The sequence below is a fragment of the Streptomyces sp. NPDC001507 genome, from assembly GCF_042894765.1.
Lineage (GTDB): Bacteria > Actinomycetota > Actinomycetes > Streptomycetales > Streptomycetaceae > Streptomyces.
This window is the reverse complement of sequence record NZ_JBIAVV010000004.1, coordinates 215,614-231,807: the sequence shown is the minus strand read 5'-3', so window position 1 is coordinate 231,807 and position 16,194 is coordinate 215,614. Positions and strand designations below refer to the sequence as shown.

General features: G+C 71.5%; 15 protein-coding genes and 1 tRNA gene. 8 read left to right on the top strand and 8 right to left on the bottom strand.

All coding sequences use genetic code 11. The annotated features are described in order from the left end of the window. Positions 1–12 precede the first annotated feature (12 nt). The 6 genes from mscL to ACFY0K_RS14830 form a co-directional block, all read right to left on the bottom strand. Positions 13–489, bottom strand: a complete 477-nt coding sequence (gene mscL / locus ACFY0K_RS14855) for a large conductance mechanosensitive channel protein MscL (RefSeq protein ID WP_390640157.1) — start codon at positions 487–489, stop codon at positions 13–15. A gap of 138 nt (positions 490–627) precedes the next feature. Then, positions 628–1,215 carry a hypothetical protein gene (locus ACFY0K_RS14850; RefSeq protein WP_390640156.1) on the bottom strand — a complete coding sequence of 196 codons (588 nt, stop codon included), beginning with the start codon at positions 1,213–1,215 and terminating at the stop codon, positions 628–630. 169 nt (positions 1,216–1,384) lie between these two features. Beyond that, a complete protein-coding gene (locus ACFY0K_RS14845) occupies positions 1,385–2,218 on the bottom strand; it encodes an S-methyl-5'-thioadenosine phosphorylase (protein ID WP_351957238.1) in 834 nt (277 codons plus the stop codon). A gap of 114 nt (positions 2,219–2,332) precedes the next feature. After that, entirely contained in the window at positions 2,333–2,656 is a 324-nt protein-coding gene (locus ACFY0K_RS14840; protein WP_390640155.1) for an FmdB family zinc ribbon protein, read from the bottom strand. Between the two features lie 67 nt (positions 2,657–2,723). Further along, complete coding sequence (locus ACFY0K_RS14835) at positions 2,724–4,016, bottom strand: MFS transporter (RefSeq protein ID WP_390640154.1); 1,293 nt, start codon at positions 4,014–4,016, stop codon at positions 2,724–2,726. 278 nt (positions 4,017–4,294) lie between these two features. Continuing rightward, positions 4,295–5,824: a potassium/proton antiporter gene (locus tag ACFY0K_RS14830; protein ID WP_388603404.1), complete on the bottom strand. Its 1,530-nt coding sequence runs from the start codon at positions 5,822–5,824 to the stop codon at positions 4,295–4,297. Positions 5,825–6,058: 234 nt separating this feature from the next. On the opposite strand from ACFY0K_RS14830, the gene ACFY0K_RS14825 reads away from it, so the two are divergent. Beyond that, complete coding sequence (locus ACFY0K_RS14825) at positions 6,059–8,821, top strand: penicillin acylase family protein (protein WP_390640153.1); 2,763 nt, start codon at positions 6,059–6,061, stop codon at positions 8,819–8,821. Positions 8,822–8,927: 106 nt separating this feature from the next. On the opposite strand, the gene ACFY0K_RS14820 is transcribed toward ACFY0K_RS14825, so the two are convergent. Continuing rightward, on the bottom strand, positions 8,928–9,509 hold the full coding sequence (locus ACFY0K_RS14820; RefSeq protein ID WP_390640152.1) for a 5-formyltetrahydrofolate cyclo-ligase: 582 nt from the start codon (positions 9,507–9,509) through the stop codon (positions 8,928–8,930). Positions 9,510–9,643: 134 nt separating this feature from the next. Between ACFY0K_RS14820 and galU the strand changes: the two genes are divergently transcribed. The 7 genes from galU (at position 9,644) to ACFY0K_RS14785 (ending at position 15,452) form a co-directional block, all read left to right on the top strand. Continuing rightward, on the top strand, positions 9,644–10,555 hold the full coding sequence (galU, locus tag ACFY0K_RS14815) for a UTP--glucose-1-phosphate uridylyltransferase GalU (RefSeq protein WP_390640151.1): 912 nt from the start codon (positions 9,644–9,646) through the stop codon (positions 10,553–10,555). Next, positions 10,552–11,874: a gephyrin-like molybdotransferase Glp gene (gene glp / locus ACFY0K_RS14810; RefSeq protein ID WP_390640150.1), complete on the top strand. Its 1,323-nt coding sequence runs from the start codon at positions 10,552–10,554 to the stop codon at positions 11,872–11,874. Before galU ends, glp begins: the two co-directional genes overlap by 4 nt. 190 nt (positions 11,875–12,064) lie before the next feature. Beyond that, the gene (gene moaC, locus ACFY0K_RS14805; protein ID WP_351957246.1) at positions 12,065–12,577 is read left to right on the top strand and encodes a cyclic pyranopterin monophosphate synthase MoaC; all 513 of its coding nucleotides are present in this window, start codon (positions 12,065–12,067) and stop codon (positions 12,575–12,577) included. Continuing rightward, on the top strand, positions 12,574–13,110 hold the full coding sequence (locus ACFY0K_RS14800) for a MogA/MoaB family molybdenum cofactor biosynthesis protein (RefSeq protein ID WP_352365827.1): 537 nt from the start codon (positions 12,574–12,576) through the stop codon (positions 13,108–13,110). Before moaC ends, ACFY0K_RS14800 begins: the two co-directional genes overlap by 4 nt. Before the next feature lie 20 nt (positions 13,111–13,130). After that, positions 13,131–13,811, top strand: coding sequence for a GNAT family N-acetyltransferase (locus tag ACFY0K_RS14795; RefSeq protein ID WP_390640149.1), 681 nt, complete (start codon positions 13,131–13,133; stop codon positions 13,809–13,811). Between the two features lie 185 nt (positions 13,812–13,996). After that, entirely contained in the window at positions 13,997–15,274 is a 1,278-nt protein-coding gene (gene glpR / locus ACFY0K_RS14790) for a gephyrin-like molybdotransferase receptor GlpR (RefSeq protein ID WP_390640148.1), read from the top strand. A gap of 104 nt (positions 15,275–15,378) precedes the next feature. Beyond that, a tRNA-Ala gene (locus tag ACFY0K_RS14785) sits at positions 15,379–15,452 on the top strand. Between the two features lie 113 nt (positions 15,453–15,565). Here the strand turns inward: ACFY0K_RS14785 and ACFY0K_RS14780 are convergent. Further along, on the bottom strand, positions 15,566–15,916 hold the full coding sequence (locus tag ACFY0K_RS14780; protein ID WP_390640522.1) for a DUF3592 domain-containing protein: 351 nt from the start codon (positions 15,914–15,916) through the stop codon (positions 15,566–15,568). Positions 15,917–16,194 lie beyond the last annotated feature (278 nt).

Genomic DNA, 16,194 nt, shown 5'->3' with positions numbered 1-16,194 from the left:
GCGACGGCGCCGCTAACGCTGGTTGTGACCGCTTCCGCGCTGCGCGACCAGGGCGTCGCGGATCTCCTTCAGCACCTCCAGCTCGGTCACCTCGACCACCTCGTGCGTACCCTCGCGCGCCCTGCGGCGGGCCTCCATCCGGGACAGGTACTTCGCCATCGGCAGGACCATCAGGAAGTACACGACCGCCGCGGTGATCACGAAGGAGAGAGTGGCGCCCAGGACCTCGCCCCACATGATCGGAATGCCGCTCTTCACCGTGCCGTCCGCGTTCAGCTTGCACGGGTCCTTCAGACACGAGCTGTAGCTGTCGAGGTTCTTCGTGCCGATCGCGCCGACCAGCGGGTTGATGATCCCCTTCACCACCGAGTTGACGATGTTCGTGAAGGCGGCGCCGATGACCACCGCTACTGCCAGATCGACGACGTTCCCGCGCATCAGGAAGGCCTTGAAGCCCTGCCAGACACTCGGTTCCTTCTTCGTGCTCACTTCGGGGACTCTCCTCACATGCACAGGCTGTGGAACAAAGCGCTCCGCAACCTACGGCACCGTGCGGCCATCGGGCCCAATCCCGCAGCTCGATCGGGCGACTTGGCACAGAGTGTCCTGGAAATCGCCCCAGGCTGTTCAACACAGGGTCACCGCCAGCCGGGCCGTGGCGCTCGCGCCGACCAGTTGGGCCGCGGCGGCCCGCGGGACCGACAGCACGACCAGTGCCCCGCTCTCCGCGGCCGCGTCGACCGGTTCCGGCAGCCTTGTCACGCGCACCCCGCGCGCGATCACCCGGGCCTGCCCGCCCGCCGCGGGATCCCCGGCGGCGATGACGTCCACCCGGTCGCCGGGGTGCAGCAGCCGGACGGTGGCCGCGTCGGCGATCCGCACCGGTGCCGTCACCATGTCCACGGGCGCGGCGTGCCGTCGTACCGGCTGGGTGGGAGAGGTCACGGCCGGGTGGCCCCGGGGCGGCGCGGTCCGCAGGGGGTCGAGGGCGGTGCGCGGGCCGGCCGCGACGAGGGCTGCCGCCGTGACCGCGAGACCGGCCGCGAGAGCCCGCGCGCGGTGACGCAGCAGCCGGTCCAGCAGGTACCGCCCGCCGCGCACCCGCACCGGTTCGAAGTGCGGGACCTCGCAGGTGGCGGGGGCGTCCGTGCCCAGCGGGCGCGGGACGCGGAGGGGAGGGGGGAAGGCGGGGGACAGGGACGGGGGAACGGACACGGGGATCACCACCTGCGACGAGGAACCGGCTTGCGGGACCACGATGAGGTCTCGCGCCGAAACCCGCCGGAGCCGGTGGACCACCGGCCGGTTGTGGACAACCCGGCCACCCGAACGAGGAGTTCCGCCCGTATCCGCCCTGTGCAGAGCCCCCGCGTCGGGGCACGCCCTACGGCAGCTCGAACCCCGGGTCCATGCCGCCGAGCGCGTTCGTGCACAGGCAGTCCCGTGCCGTGTTCTCCGGCAGGGCCGCCACCGCGTCGAACAGCACGCCCCGCAGCCGGTCCACGTTGGCGGCGAACACCTGCAGCACCTCGTCGTGCGAGACGCCCTCACCGGTCTCGGCGCCCGCGTCCAGGTCGGTGACCAGCGTCAACGACGCGTAGCAGAGCTCCAGTTCACGGGCGAGCGCCGCCTCGGGATGGCCGGTCATGCCCACCACGGACCAGCCCTGCGCCTGGTGCCAGAGCGATTCGGCGCGGGTCGAGAAGCGCGGCCCCTCGACCACGACCAGCGTGCCTCCGTCCACCGGCTCCCAGTCCCGGCCGCGCGCCGCCTTCAGGGCCGCCGCCCGGCCGGTGGGGCAGTAGGGGTCGGCGAGCGAGACGTGCACCACGTTCGGCACGGCGCCGTCGGGCAGCGGCAGCCCGTCGAAGTACGACTGGGCCCGGGACTTCGTGCGGTCCACCAGCTGGTCGGGCACGAGCAGCGTGCCCGGGCCGTACTCGGGGCGCAGACCGCCCACCGCGCACGGGCCGAGCACCTGGCGCACGCCGACGGAGCGCAGTGCCCAGAGGTTGGCCCGGTAGTTGATGCGGTGCGGCGGCAGATGGTGGCCGCGTCCGTGGCGGGGCAGGAAGGCGACCCGGCGGCCGGCGATCTCGCCGAGGAAGAGGGAGTCGCTGGGCGGCCCGTAGGGCGTGTCGACCTGGATCTCGGTCACGTCGTCGAGGAACGAGTAGAAGCCCGAACCGCCGATTACACCGATCTCTGCGTTCACCATGCGCAGCACACTAGCCGCCCGCCCGGACCGGCCGCCCCGGCGGGCGGGCGCCGGGGTAGGGGAACGCCCCGGACCCCGCTGTCGCTCGACGGCGGGGTCCGAGGGGGTGAGGTCTCAGGCGGCGGAGCTGCTGGCCGAGCCGGACGAGGACGTCGAGGACTTCGAGTCGGAAGCCTTCGAGTCGGACGACTTCGACTCGGACGAGGTGCCCGAGGACGTGGAGCCGGACGACTTCGACGCAGGGCTGCTGCTCGACGAGGAGCCGCGGCTGTCGTTGCGGTAGAAGCCCGAGCCCTTGAAGACAATGCCGACCGCGGAGAACACCTTCTTCAGGCGGCCACCGCAGTTGGGGCACTCGGTCAGGGCGTCGTCAGTGAACTTCTGCACCGCCTCGAGGCCCTCGCCGCACTCGGTGCACTGGTACTGGTAGGTCGGCACTGTCTTCCTCCTGGCACTCTCACTCAGTGAGTGCTAACGACGGTCCATACTGACGTATTCCTGAGGATCAGTCCACCGTCAGCGGTACGCGGTGACCGACGCCACGTGCGACGGTACGGTTCCGGGGCCGGGTGACGAGCCGCGAACGCAGCGCCAGGAGTGTCGCCAGGGCGAGCACGGTGCCCGCCATCGGCACCAGGAACCCGGCGCCGCCCCACAGCCGGTCCTCCAGCTGTCCCGCGACCGTGACCGCGGCCGCCTGGCCGAGCGCCACCGCGCCGGTCAGCCAGGTGAACGCCTCCGTGCGGGCGCCGGCCGGGACCAGGCCCTCGACCAGCGTGTAGCCGGTGATCAGGGCGGGCGCGATGCACATGCCGACGAGCAGGCCGAGACCGGCCAGGACGAGCACCGAGTGGGACGTCCACAGCGCCGACGCGGTCAGCGCGAGCGCCGTGTAGCCGACGACCAGGCGCCGGTGCGGGGCGGCCTTCCAGGCGAGGGCGCCGCAGACGATGCCGGAGAGCATGTTCCCCGCGGCGAAGGTGCCGTACAGGACGCCGTTCAGGCCCGGCTCGCCGATCGACTCGGTGAACGCGGCGAGGGAGACCTGCATGCCGCCGAAGACGGAGCCGATACCCAGGAAGGCGACGACCAGCACGCGCACGCCCGGGACGCGCAGCGCCGAGGCGTGCCGCACGCGCGCGTGGCCGGCGCCGGTCACCTGGGGCTGGGTGCTCTTGCGGGCGGCGAACAGCAGACCGCCGGCGAGGGTGAGCGCGGCCTCCGTGACCAGGCCGGCGGCCGGGGCCACGGTGGTGCACAGGGCGGTGGCGAGCAGCGGGCCGAAGACGAAGGTGAGCTCGTCGGTGACGGACTCGAAGGCGGCGGCGGTGGACATCAGAGGGGAGTCCTGGAGCTTGACGCCCCAGCGGGCGCGCACCATGGGGCCGATCTGCGGCACCGAGGCGCCGGTCGGCACGGCCGCCGCGAACAGGGCCCACAGGGGCGCGTGCGCCAGCGCGAGCGCCGTCAGGGCGAGGCCCGACAGTGTGTGCACGAGGACACCGGGGACCAGTACCGCGCGCTGCCCGTAGCGGTCGGCCAGCCGGCCGCTGTAGGGCGCGAACAGTGCCATGGAGACGCCGGTGACGGCCGCGGCGGCGCCCGCCGCGCCGTACGAGCCGGTGGTGTGCTGCACGAGCAGCACGATGGAGATGGTGAGCATCGCGAACGGCTGGCGTGCCGCGAAACCGGGGAGCAGGAACGTCCAGGCGCCGCGGGTGCGCAGCAGCTGTCCGTATCCCGGGCGGGACGGCGCCGCCGGGTTCTCCGACGGCTCGGTGGTGACCGTGGATGCCACGGCCCGTGCCTTTCTGCCACCTGGTAGCGCGGCCCCTCCGGACAAGGGGGCCGGCGCCGAGAGCTGTCCTCTTGCGCGGAACTGCGGTAGATACCGGCATCCACTGCGAAGAGCGTTCCGGCCGCCATACGGTCGCGCCAGCTCTGCGTCAGGCAGAGTTGGTTCGATCAGGTGCTTTCATCGTACAGGGGGGAGGGCACGGTACACCTGTGAAAACGAGCACCGTGACCCCCGTTCACCTGGGATTGCCCGAGGTGTGAAGTACCCGAAACGTGCCCTTAACGCACGCCCGCCGTCCCGTTCGTGCCCAGCCAGCCCGCCAGCTTGCCCCCGTGGCCGACCGCGCGCAGCCGCCGTTCCGCGGCGTCCCGCACCGGGTCGGTGGCGACCACGAGGAGTTCGTCCCCGCGCCGCAGCACCGTCGCGGGCAGCGGAACAAACGATTTTCCTTCGCGGACGACCAGGGTGACGGCGGCTCCGGCGGGCAGCCGCAGCTCGTTGATCTCCACGCCGTGCATCCGGGAGCCCTCCGGGATCGACACGGACAGCAGGTGCCCGCGCAGCCGCTCCAGGGGCGCGGACTCGATGCCGAGGTCGGCCGCCTCGGGGCCCTCGCCGAGCCGCAGCCTGCGGGCCAGCCAGGGCAGGGTCGGCCCCTGGACGAGGGTGTAGACGACGACCAGCACGAAGACGATGTTGAAGATCCGGTGGCTGGTGTCGACGCCGTTCACCATGGGGATCGTCGCCAGGATGATGGGCACGGCGCCGCGCAGCCCGGCCCAGGACATCAGGGTCTGCTCCCCCCAGGGCACCCGGAAGGGCGCGAGACTGACGACCACGCTCAGCGGCCGCGCCACCATGGTGAGCACCAGCCCGATGATCAGCGCGGGCAGGAAGTCGTCGCCGAGCTCGTGTGGGGTGACCAGCAGGCCGAGCAGCACGAACATGCCGATCTGGGCGATCCAGCCGAGTCCCTCGGCGAAACCGCGGGTGGCCGGCCAGTGCGGCAGCTTGGCGTTGCCGAGCACCATGGAGGCCAGATAGACCGCGAGGAAGCCGCTGCCGTGCGCCAGCGCGCCGGCGGCGTAGGCCGTGACCGCGATGGCCATCACGGCGATCGGGTAGAGCCCGGAGGCGGGCAGCGCGACGTGTCTCAGCCCCCAGGCGCCGAGCCAGCCGGCCGCGAGGCCCACAGCCGCGCCGATGGCCAGCTCCATGGCTATCTCGCCCAGCAGCACGTACCAGTGCTCGACCGGGCGCGCGCTGGAGAAGGCGACGACCAGGATGACCACCGGGGCGTCGTTGAAGCCGGACTCCGCCTCCAGCGTGCCCGTCACGCGCGCGGGCAGCGGAATGCGCCGCAGCACCGAGAACACCGCCGCCGCGTCCGTCGAGGACACCACCGCCCCGATGATGAGCGCCTGCCGCCATTCCAGCCCGACGAGGTAGTGCGCGCCCGCCGCGGTGACGCCGACGCTCACCCCGACCCCGACCAGGGCCAGCACGGAGGCCGATGCCAGGACGGGTTCGACCTCCTTCCACTTCGTGCCGAGACCGCCCTCGGCCAGGATCACGACCAGGGCCGCGTACCCGATGACCTGGGTCAGCTCGGCATTGCTGAAGTGGATGTTCCCGATGCCGTCCTGGCCCATGAGGACGCCGATCCCCAGGTACACGAGCAGGCTGGGGAGCCCGCTGCGCGAGGAGATCCGGACGGCCGCGACGGCGACGAGCAGGACCAGGGAGCAGACGAGCAGAAGCTGGTTGAGGTGGTGGACAGTCAGCGGCGGTTCCCTTCCTTGGCTCACACGCGGGCGACGCGGAAGCGCACGTACACAGGACCGAGAGTGCGGCACCCCGCACCCAAGTACTTCGTTACCTTACCTAACTCTTGACGCTTTCTTGACGCTTGCCGAGGCAAGATCGAACGCCCGTGCCCGCCGGTTCCCTACTCCGGGTCAAGTGGCGTAGGGCCCTGCGCCTATGGTTGCTCCAGCACTCCAGGACCGCCTGCCGCTCGCGTTAGGACAGCAAGGACAGCGATGCCCCCCAACACCACCGCCACAACGGGTGACATGCCTGGCAAGTCCGGCAGGAAGAAGGGGCGCAGAGCCCGACTGATCGTGCTGGTCCTCGTCCTCGCCGTCGTCGGTGGCGTCTTCTACGGGGCGTACTGGTCGGTCAGCACGGTCCGCGCGTCCTTCCCGCAGACCAAGGGTTCGATCACGCTGGACGGCCTCTCCGGGCCCGTGACCGTGAAGCGGGACGGCTACGGCATCCCGCAGATCTACGCCTCCACCGACGAGGACCTGTTCATGGCACAGGGCTACGTCCAGGCGCAGGACAGGTTCTACGAGATGGACGTGCGCCGCCACATGACCTCCGGGCGCCTGTCGGAGATGTTCGGCAAGAGCCAGGTGAAGAACGACGAGTTCCTGCGCACCATGGGCTGGGACCGGGTCGCGAAGGAGGAGTACGACACCAAGCTGTCGGCCTCCACGAAGAAGTACCTCCAGGCCTACTCCAAGGGGGTCAACGCCTACCTCCAGGGCAAGGACGGCAAGGACATCTCCCTGGAGTACGCGGCCCTCGGTTTCGTCAACGACTACAAGCCCGAGCAGTGGACCCCCGTCGACTCGGTCTCCTGGCTGAAGGCGATGGCCTGGGACCTGCGCGGCAACATGGACGACGAGATCGACCGCGCGCTGATGACCAGCCGGCTCGGCCCGCAGCAGATCAAGGACCTCTACCCGGACTACCCGTACAGCCGCAACCAGCCGATCGTCCAGGAGGGCCAGTACGACAAGCTCACCAAGACGTTCGAGCAGAGCGGCTCCACGAGCGGCTCCGGGACCTCGACGGGCACCAGCGGCACCTCGACCTCCTCGTCCACCGGTTCGGCCCTCACGAGCCAGCTGGAGAGCCTCTACAACGTCCTGGACGACGTCCCCACCGCCGTCGGTGTGAACGGCCAGGGCATCGGCTCCAACTCCTGGGTCGTCCGGGGCCAGTACACCATCACCGGCAAGCCGCTGCTCGCCAACGACCCGCACCTTTCGGCGTCACTTCCGTCCGTCTGGTACCAGATGGGCCTGCACTGCACCACGATCTCCAGCAAGTGCCAGTACGACGTCACCGGCTACACCTTCGCGGGCATGCCCGGCGTGATCATCGGCCACAACGCCGACATCGCCTGGGGCATGACCAACTCCGGGGTCGACGTCACCGACCTCTACCTGGAGAAGCTGTCCGGCGACGGCTACCTGTACGACGACAAGACCAAGCCCTTCACGACCCGCACGGAGACCATCAAGGTCGCCGGTGGCGAGCCCAAGAAGATCGTCGTGCGCCAGACCGCGGACGGCATGCCGCTGCTGTCCGACCGCGACGACGAACTCGTCGAGGTCGGCAAGAAGGCCACCGTCGACGCCGCCGCACCCGACCGCGGCGACGGCTACGGCATCGCCCTGCGCTGGACGGCCCTCGACCCGGGCACCACCATGGACGCCGTCTTCGCCATCGACAAGGCGTCCGACTGGGACTCCTTCCGGAACGCGGCCGCCCAGTTCGACGTGCCCTCGCAGAACCTGGTCTACGCCGACACCAAGAACAACATCGGCTACACCCTGCCGGGCAGGATCCCCACGCGCTCGTCGGCGGACGACGGGTCCATCCCGGCGCCGGGCTGGGACTCCAAGTACAAGTGGACCGGCTTCATCAAGCAGGACGAGCTGCCCTACGAGTACAACCCGAAGCGTGGCTACATCGTCACCGCCAACCAGGCCGTGATCGACAAGGACAAGTACCCCTACACGCTCACCACGGACTGGGGTTACGGCACCCGCAGCCAGCGCATCACCGACCTGATCGAGTCGAAGATCAAGGACGGCGGCAAGATCTCCACCGACGACATGCGCCAGATGCAGACGGACAACAGCAGCGAGATCGCCAAGCTGCTGGTGCCCAAGCTGCTGAAGATCAACCTCGACGACAAGGACGTCCGGGAGGCGCAGAAGCTCCTGGAGGGCTGGGACTACACCCAGGACGCCGACTCGGCGGCCGCGGCCTACTTCAACTCGGTCTGGCGCAACATCCTCAAGCTCGCCTTCGGCAACAAGCTGCCCAAGGAGCTGCGGGTCAAGGGCCAGTGCCTGTGGGTCGACAAGATCGACAGCACCGGTCCGGTGGACGACGACGCCAAGGTGCGCGAGTGCGGCGAGCGCGACGCCGACCAGGCCCAGCCGGACGGCGGCGACCGGTGGTTCGAGGTGGTCCGCAACCTCATGAACAAGCCGGACAGCGACTGGTGGAAGACGCCGGCCGGCGCGGGTGACCGCCCCAAGGCCGACAACATGGACCAGCTCTTCAGGCGCGCCATGATCGACGCCCGCTGGGAGCTGACCGCCAAGCTCGGCAAGGACATCGACACCTGGAGCTGGGGCCGGCTGCACCGCCTGTTCCTGAAGAACCAGACCCTGGGCACCGACGGCCCGGCCGTCGTCCAGTACATCCTCAACCGCGGCCCCTGGAAGCTCAGCGGCGGCGAGGCCACGGTCGACGCGACCGGCTGGAACGCCGCCGGCGGCTACGGCGTCGTGTGGGTCCCCTCCATGCGGATGGTCGTCAACCTCGACGACTTCGACAAATCCAAGTGGATCAACCTCACCGGAGCCTCGGGGCACGCCTTCAGCGCCCACTACACCGACCAGACCGGCAAATGGGCCGACGGCGAACTGCTCTCCTGGTCGTTCTCGGACCAGGCGGTCGACAAGAGCACCAGCGACACCCTCGTCCTCAAGCCCTGAGCCCGACGATCACCGCCGCGACGGCCCGCCACGCACGCGTGGCGGGCCGTCGCGCATGGGAGCGGCTCGCGCGAGAGCGGCTTCGCGTGCGAGGCGGGCGAGCGGCTCAGGGGCTCGCGAACCGGCGCACCCCCGACGGCGTCACCACCGCCTGCACCGGCAGGTCGTGCGCCTCGGCGGGCACCCGCCCGACGACCTCCGTGTCGTACAGCAGCACCACAAGCGCCGGGCGCGCGCCCGCGCGCTCCAGACGCGCCAGCACCCGGTCGTACGACCCCCCACCGCGCCCGAGCCGCATCCCGCGCGCGTCCACCGCGAGCCCCGGCAGCAGCACGGCGTCCGCACCGAGCACGGCGTCCGGCCCGAGTCGTTCACCGATGGGCTCGAACAGCGCCATCTTCCCGCCGTGTTGGACGCGGGCGAGGGAGCCCTCCCCGGCGTACGCGCCCCAGTCCAGGTCGTGGTCCGGCAGCAGCGCGGGGAGCAGCACGCGCACCCCCCGCGTGACCAGCGCGTCCAGCAGCGCGAGCGTGCCGGGCTCGTTCCCGACCGAGACGTACGCCGCCACCGTGCGCGCACGCGCCAACTCGGGCAGTTCCAGCGCGTGCCCGGCCAGCGCGTCGGCCGCCTCCCTGACGACATCCGCCGTCAACCTGTTCCTCACTCCGAGGAATTCCCGGCGCAACATTCGCTTGTCACTCTCGGCCTCAGGTCCACCGTGCTCCACAGGTCGGTCCCGCATCCTTCTCCAGTCCGCTCATATGAGTACCAAATGCCCGGAGCCTCAGATTCTCCATAAAGGCACCGGATAAGGTTGCGGACATGACTCAGTCGCACCCCAGGATCAGCAAGGCTGTCATTCCCGCAGCAGGCCTCGGCACCCGGTTCCTGCCGGCCACCAAGGCCACTCCCAAGGAGATGCTGCCGGTCGTCGACAAGCCGGCGATCCAGTACGTGGTCGAGGAGGCCGTGTCGGCGGGGCTCGACGACGTCCTCATGATCACCGGACGCAACAAGCGTCCCCTCGAAGACCACTTCGACCGCAACTACGAGCTGGAATCGGCGCTCCAGAAGAAGGGCGACGCCGGCCGGCTCGCCAAGGTGCAGGAGTCCAGCGACCTGGCCACCATGCACTACGTCCGCCAGGGCGACCCCAGGGGCCTCGGCCACGCCGTGCTCTGCGCCGCCCCGCACGTGGGCCACGAGCCCTTCGCCGTCCTGCTCGGCGACGACCTGATCGACCCGCGCGACCCCCTGCTCCAGCGCATGATCGAGATCCAGGAGCAGCACGGCGGCAGCGTGATCGCGCTCATGGAGGTCGACCCGGAGCAGATCCACCTCTACGGCTCCGCGGCCGTCGAAGCCACCGCCGACAGCGACGTCGTGAAGGTGACAGGACTGGTCGAGAAGCCGGACGCGGCGGACGCCCCGTCCAGCTACGCGGTGATCGGCCGCTACGTCCTCGACCCGCACGTCTTCGACATACTGCGGCGCACCGAGCCGGGCCGCGGCGGCGAGATCCAGCTCACCGACGCCCTCCAGCAGCTCGCCCAGGACGAAAAGGCCGGCGGCCCCGTGCACGGCGTCGTCTTCAAGGGCCGCCGGTATGACACCGGCGACCGCGGCGACTATCTGCGTGCCATTGTCCGGCTCGCGTGCGAACGTGAAGACCTGGGCCCGGACTTCCGGACCTGGCTTCGCAGTTACGTAGCCGAGGAGATGCAGCAGAGTTGAGCAGCACCGCGACCCGCCCCGCCGGCCCGGACCACCTGTGGTCGGTGGACGAGCACCTGGAGGACATCCTCACCGCCGTCCGCCCCCTGGAACCCATCGAGCTGCAACTCCTCGACGCCCAGGGCTGCGTCCTGGTCGACGACGTCACGGTGCCGCTCTCGCTGCCGCCGTTCGACAACAGCTCCATGGACGGGTACGCGGTGCGGGTCGCGGACGTGGCGGGCGCGAGCGAGGAGTTCCCGGCCGTCCTGGAGGTCGTCGGGGACGTCGCGGCGGGCGCGGTCGAGCTGACCCCGGTGGGCCCCGGCCAGGCGGTCCGCATCATGACCGGCGCCCCGCTGCCGCCCGGCGCCGAGGCCGTCGTCCCCGTCGAGTGGACCGACGGAGGACTCGGCGAGGGGCCGGTCGCCGGGATGCGGGCGCGCAGCCTCGCGCCCGAGGGCGCCGAGGGGCACGTGCGCGTGCACCGGCCGGCCGAGGCACGCGCGCACGTACGCGCGCGCGGCAGCGACGTGAAGGCCGGCGACCTCGCCCTGGCGGCCGGCACCGTCCTCGGTCCGCCGCAGATCGCGCTGCTCGCCGCGATCGGCCGCGGCACGGCACGCGTGCGCCCGCGCCCGCGCGTGGTCGTCGTGTCCACCGGCAGCGAACTCGTCCAGCCCGACGAGGCGCTCGGCAGCGGCCAGATCTACGACTCCAACAGCTTCGCCCTCACCGCCGCCGCCCGGGACGCGGGAGCCATCGCCTACCGGGTGGGCGCCGTCGTCGACGACGCCGAGACCCTGCGCGCCACCATCGAGGACCAGCTCGTCCGCGCCGACCTGCTGGTCACCACCGGCGGGGTCAGCGTGGGCGCGTACGACGTCGTCAAGGAGGCCCTGGCGCACGTCGGTGACGAGGACGAGCCGGGCAGCGGCATCGACTTCCGCAAGCTCGCCATGCAGCCCGGCAAGCCCCAGGGCTTCGGCACCATCGGCCCCGACCACACACCCCTGCTGGCGCTGCCGGGCAACCCCGTGTCGTCGTACGTCTCCTTCGAGCTGTTCGTGCGCCCCGCCATCCGCACCCTGATGGGCCTCGACGACGTCCACCGGCCGCGCACCACGGCCACCCTCAGGGCGGGCAAGGCGCTGAGCTCGCCCAAGGGGCGCAGGCAGTTCCTGCGCGGGGCGTACGCCGACGGCGAGGTGACCGCCGTGGGCGGCGCCGGTTCGCACCTGATCGCGGCACTGGCGCACGCCGACGCGCTGATCGTCGTACCCGAGGGCGTGGAGTCGGTCGAGCCCGGCACCGACGTCGAGGTCGTCCTGCTCGGCTGACGGGCGTCTTGATCGGCTGACGGTCGTCCTGCTCGGTCGGCGGGCGTCCGCCGTTCGTCCCGCCAAGCACGTGTACCCGTCCGCCGGGCGGTCCTGCCCGCTGGTGCGCGCCGACTTGGCGGTACCGTGTCGCGCACAGCAGGCCCGAGCGCCGCACCGCGACGGGCCAGGACCGGGAGCGCCACACAGCATGACTGAGCCCTTCCGGGGGGACACCCCCGGACCCTCCGCGCCAGACCGACTGACGCACCTCGACGACGCCGGCGCCGCCCGCATGGTCGACGTGTCCGGCAAGGACGTGACCGCACGCACCGCCCGCGCCAGCGGGCGGGTCCTCGTCTCGCCCCGCGTGGTCGCGTTGCTGCGCGGTGAGGGCGTTCCGAAGGGTGACGCCCTCGCCACCGCGCGCATCGCCGGGATCATGGGGGCCAAGCGCACCCCGGACCTGATCCCGCTGTGTCACCCTTTGGCCCTCTCCGGTGTGAAACTGGATCTGGCGGTCGCGGACGACGCGGTGGAGATCCTGGCCACGGTGCGGACGACGGACCGCACGGGTGTCGAGATGGAGGCGCTCACGGCGGTCTCCGTCGCGGCGCTCACGGTGATCGACATGGTCAAGGCGGTCGACAAGGGAGCGGTCATCACGGACGTACGCGTGGAGGAGAAGACGGGCGGGAAGTCGGGCGACTGGAGCCGGGCGTGAACGCCGGGCCCTCCGCCGGTGGCGTGCCGCGCGCGCCGTATCGCGCGCTGGTCGTGACCGCCTCCAACCGGGCCGCCGCCGGTGTCTACGAGGACAGGGGCGGACCGCTGGTCGCGGCGGGCCTGGCGGGCCTCGGGTTCAGCGTGGACGGGCCGCGGGTCGTGCCCGACGGGGAACCGGTGGCGGCGGCGCTGCGCGCGGGGGTCGAGGCGGGGTACGACGTCGTCGTCACCACCGGCGGCACCGGGATCTCGCCCACCGACCGCACGCCGGAGGCGACCCGCGCGGTGCTCGACTACGAGGTGCCGGGCATCGCCGAGGCCGTCCGGGCGTTCGGACGGGAGAAGGTGCCCACCGCCGCGCTCTCCCGGGGCCTGGCCGGGGTGGCGGGCCGGACACTGATCGTCAACCTTCCGGGGTCCACCGGCGGGGTGCGGGACGGGCTCGCCGTCCTGGAACCGCTGCTGGCGCACGCCGTCGACCAGATCCGCGGCGGCGACCACCCCGGGCCGAGCAGTGGGGGTGCGAGCTGAACAGCCTGTCCTGGCCCGTCGTGCTGGCGGACGGCGACGTCGTCCTCCGGCCCATAAGGGTGCGTGACCAGCGGGCCTGGCGCGAGGTCAACCGGCGCAACCGGGACTGGCTGCGCCCCTGGGAGGCCACCATCCCGCCGCCCACGCCCAGCGGGCCGATCGCGCACCGGCCGACCTACCGGCAGATGGTCCGGCACCTGCGGTCCGAGGCGAACGCCGGCCGCATGCTGCCGTTCGTCATCGAGTACCAGGGGCGCCTGGTCGGGCAGTTGACGGTCGCCGGGATCACCTGGGGGTCGATGTGCTCGGGACATGTCGGCTACTGGGTGGACCAGTCGGTGGCCGGCCGCGGGGTGATGCCGACGGCCGTCGCGCTCGCCGTGGACCACTGTTTCCGCTCCGTCGGTCTGCACCGCATCGAGGTCTGCATTCGCCCCGAGAACCGGCCCAGCCGCCGGGTCGTGGAGAAACTCGGATTCCGTGAGGAGGGGCTGCGGCCGCGTTATCTCCACATCGACGGCGCCTGGCGCGACCACCTCGTCTTCGCCCTCACCGCGGAAGAGGTGCCCGAGGGGTTGCTCGGCCGCTGGCGGCGGGCACGCTCCCAGAGCGCGTCCGCAAAGGCGCCGGGCCCGACGGGCCCCGGCACTTCTCCGCAGGTGCCCCGCAATCCGCAGAACACTCCAGGGAATCCCGGCTAGCCGAACAAATTGAATGAGTGTTCGAAATTGATCGGTTCTTGACCATCTCGGGGCGTTGAATTCGCGGCTCCGGCGGCCTACTGATCGCATCGGTCACAAAAAAAGCTCGAAATATCAGCCAGATCGTGCGACACACCGGCGCAATTGGCAGATGGCCCCATGCAAACCCCTCTACCGTGTGAGGCGTGAGCAGCAGCGGCCTCATCTACGCAGTCATTGTCGGGGCCTGGGCCGCCTACTTGGTGCCGATGTGGCTCCGTAGGCAGGACGAGCTGAACGAGGCCCGTCCGACGGAACGCTTCAGCACCGCCATCCGGCTGCTGTCCGGACGGGCGGGGATGGAGCGTCGGTACGCCAGGGACCTGCGGGCGCGCTCCGCCTCGGAGGGGGAGCAGGACGCCGGTGAACCGGACGCCGCCACCGACTCGGTGGACGTCCGGGCCTTCGCCATGCCTCCGACCCGCCGTCAGGTCCGGGCGGACGTCCAGCCGGAGAGGGGGACGGAGGCGCCCGGACGCCAGGAACCGGCGCGCGACCGGACGGTCACGCCGACGGCCACGTCCGCGCCGCCCCGGCAGGCGGGCGCACCATCCGTACCGGCCCCGGCATCCGCCCCCACGCCTGCGCCCAAGTCGGGCTCCGTGCCCGCCCGTAAACAGATCCCGACCCCTCGGCGCGCGCCCTCCGCACAGGCGGCCGCGGAACGCGCCCGGCGCTCGAAGGCGCTCGCCCGCCGCCGGCGCACCACCGTCATGCTCTTCGTCGCCTTCACGCTGGGCGCGATCGTCGCCGCGGTCGGCGGACTGGCGTTCCTGTGGGCACCGGGCGTGCCCGCCGTCATGCTCAGCGCCTACATCGCCTACCTGCGGGCACAGGAGCGCCGGCGCTTCGCCTACCAGATGGACCGGCGTCAGGCCGAGGCCGCCGCGCAGCGGTTGCGGGAGCGCCAGCCGCGCCGGCGCGCGCCCCTCGACCCGGCGGGCGTCGGCGCGGACGAACCGGAGGAGGGACCAGCGACCGGGACCGACCCCGGCCTGTCCGCGCTCGCCGCCGACCGGCGCGCCCTCGTCGAGCAGACCGACCACGCCGAGTGGGTCGACCAGCAGCGCGAGCGGCAGCGGCGTCCCGGGCACGGGGACAGCTGGGACCCGGTGCCGGTGCCCCTGCCGACCTACGTGACCGCACCGGTCGCACCGCGCGCCACCTCCGACGTGGACCTGGGGGCGCCGGACGCGTGGAGCTCGGCGCGCTCCAGCACCGTCGCGCCGGAGCAGGAGACCAGGCCGGCGGCGCCCGAGGCCGAGGCGGAGGAGGCGGAGTCCGCCGACGGCAGCACGGCACCGGCCGACGGCCGGACCGACGCCCGCCGTGCGGCTTCCGCCCGCCGGGCACGCGAACGCGGACGCACGCCCCTCTTCGACCAGTACGAGGACGGCGACCGCCCCCGCGCGGCCAACGAATGACGTGACGGCGAGGGCGCGGGGCGCCTCGGCACCCCGCGCCTGACCAGTCAGGGAACGGATTTCCAAGCACCCCGACGGGGATGCTAGAGTTTCACTCGTTGCAAGGGCCTGTGGCGCAGTCCGGTAGCGCACCTCGTTCGCATCGAGGGGGCCAGGGGTTCAAATCCCCTCAGGTCCACGCAGCTCAAAGCCCCGGTAGGGATATCCCGACCGGGGCTTTGACGTGTCGTACGGCAGCCGGCAGATCGCGCGCCGAGGACCAGGATCAGTACGTACGCCGTGCACAGCGGATCATGTGATGCAGGCGGATCGCAGTAGGGAGGCGATCGCCGAGCAGGCGATCAGGATGATCCGCTCGGGATCGTCCGGCCGGTAGAGAAGCTCTGCTCTGTCGCCTTCCGACAGTGGGGTGCGTACCGAGCGTGCTCCGCCCTCACCCGTGACCTCTCGGCCGTCCGGGAGCGTGTACCGGACCCGAGGGTGCAGCTGTGCGTACCCGCCACCGTCCGTCGTTTGCCGGATGCCGACGACAATGCCGGTCGTCCGGATCCCACGCCGACGAACTCCATGAACTCGCCGAGCATCGCGCCCCATTGCAACGGCGGCGCCGGTGAATACCGCGCTGATCAGCGCCGCCACCATGAACTCCCCCATGCGAGAACCCGGATTTCCGGGTCGCGTGCCGCTTGGCGCGCTCGGCCCGCACCGTCTCTCAGAGATCGGCGGCGGCCACGTGCCCTTCGCGAACCCGCCGGAGTGAGAAGCCGGGAGAGGCTCGGCGAACCACAGCCCGCGCCGCACTCCATGCCGGGTCGGCAGGTTGGCTGTTCAGCCCTGGGCCGCCTGGCCCCGGGTGCCCCGTCGGCTTCCCTGCCGAGCGCGAGCTGCTGACCCCCCGTCCGCCACCGGCGGGCCCGACC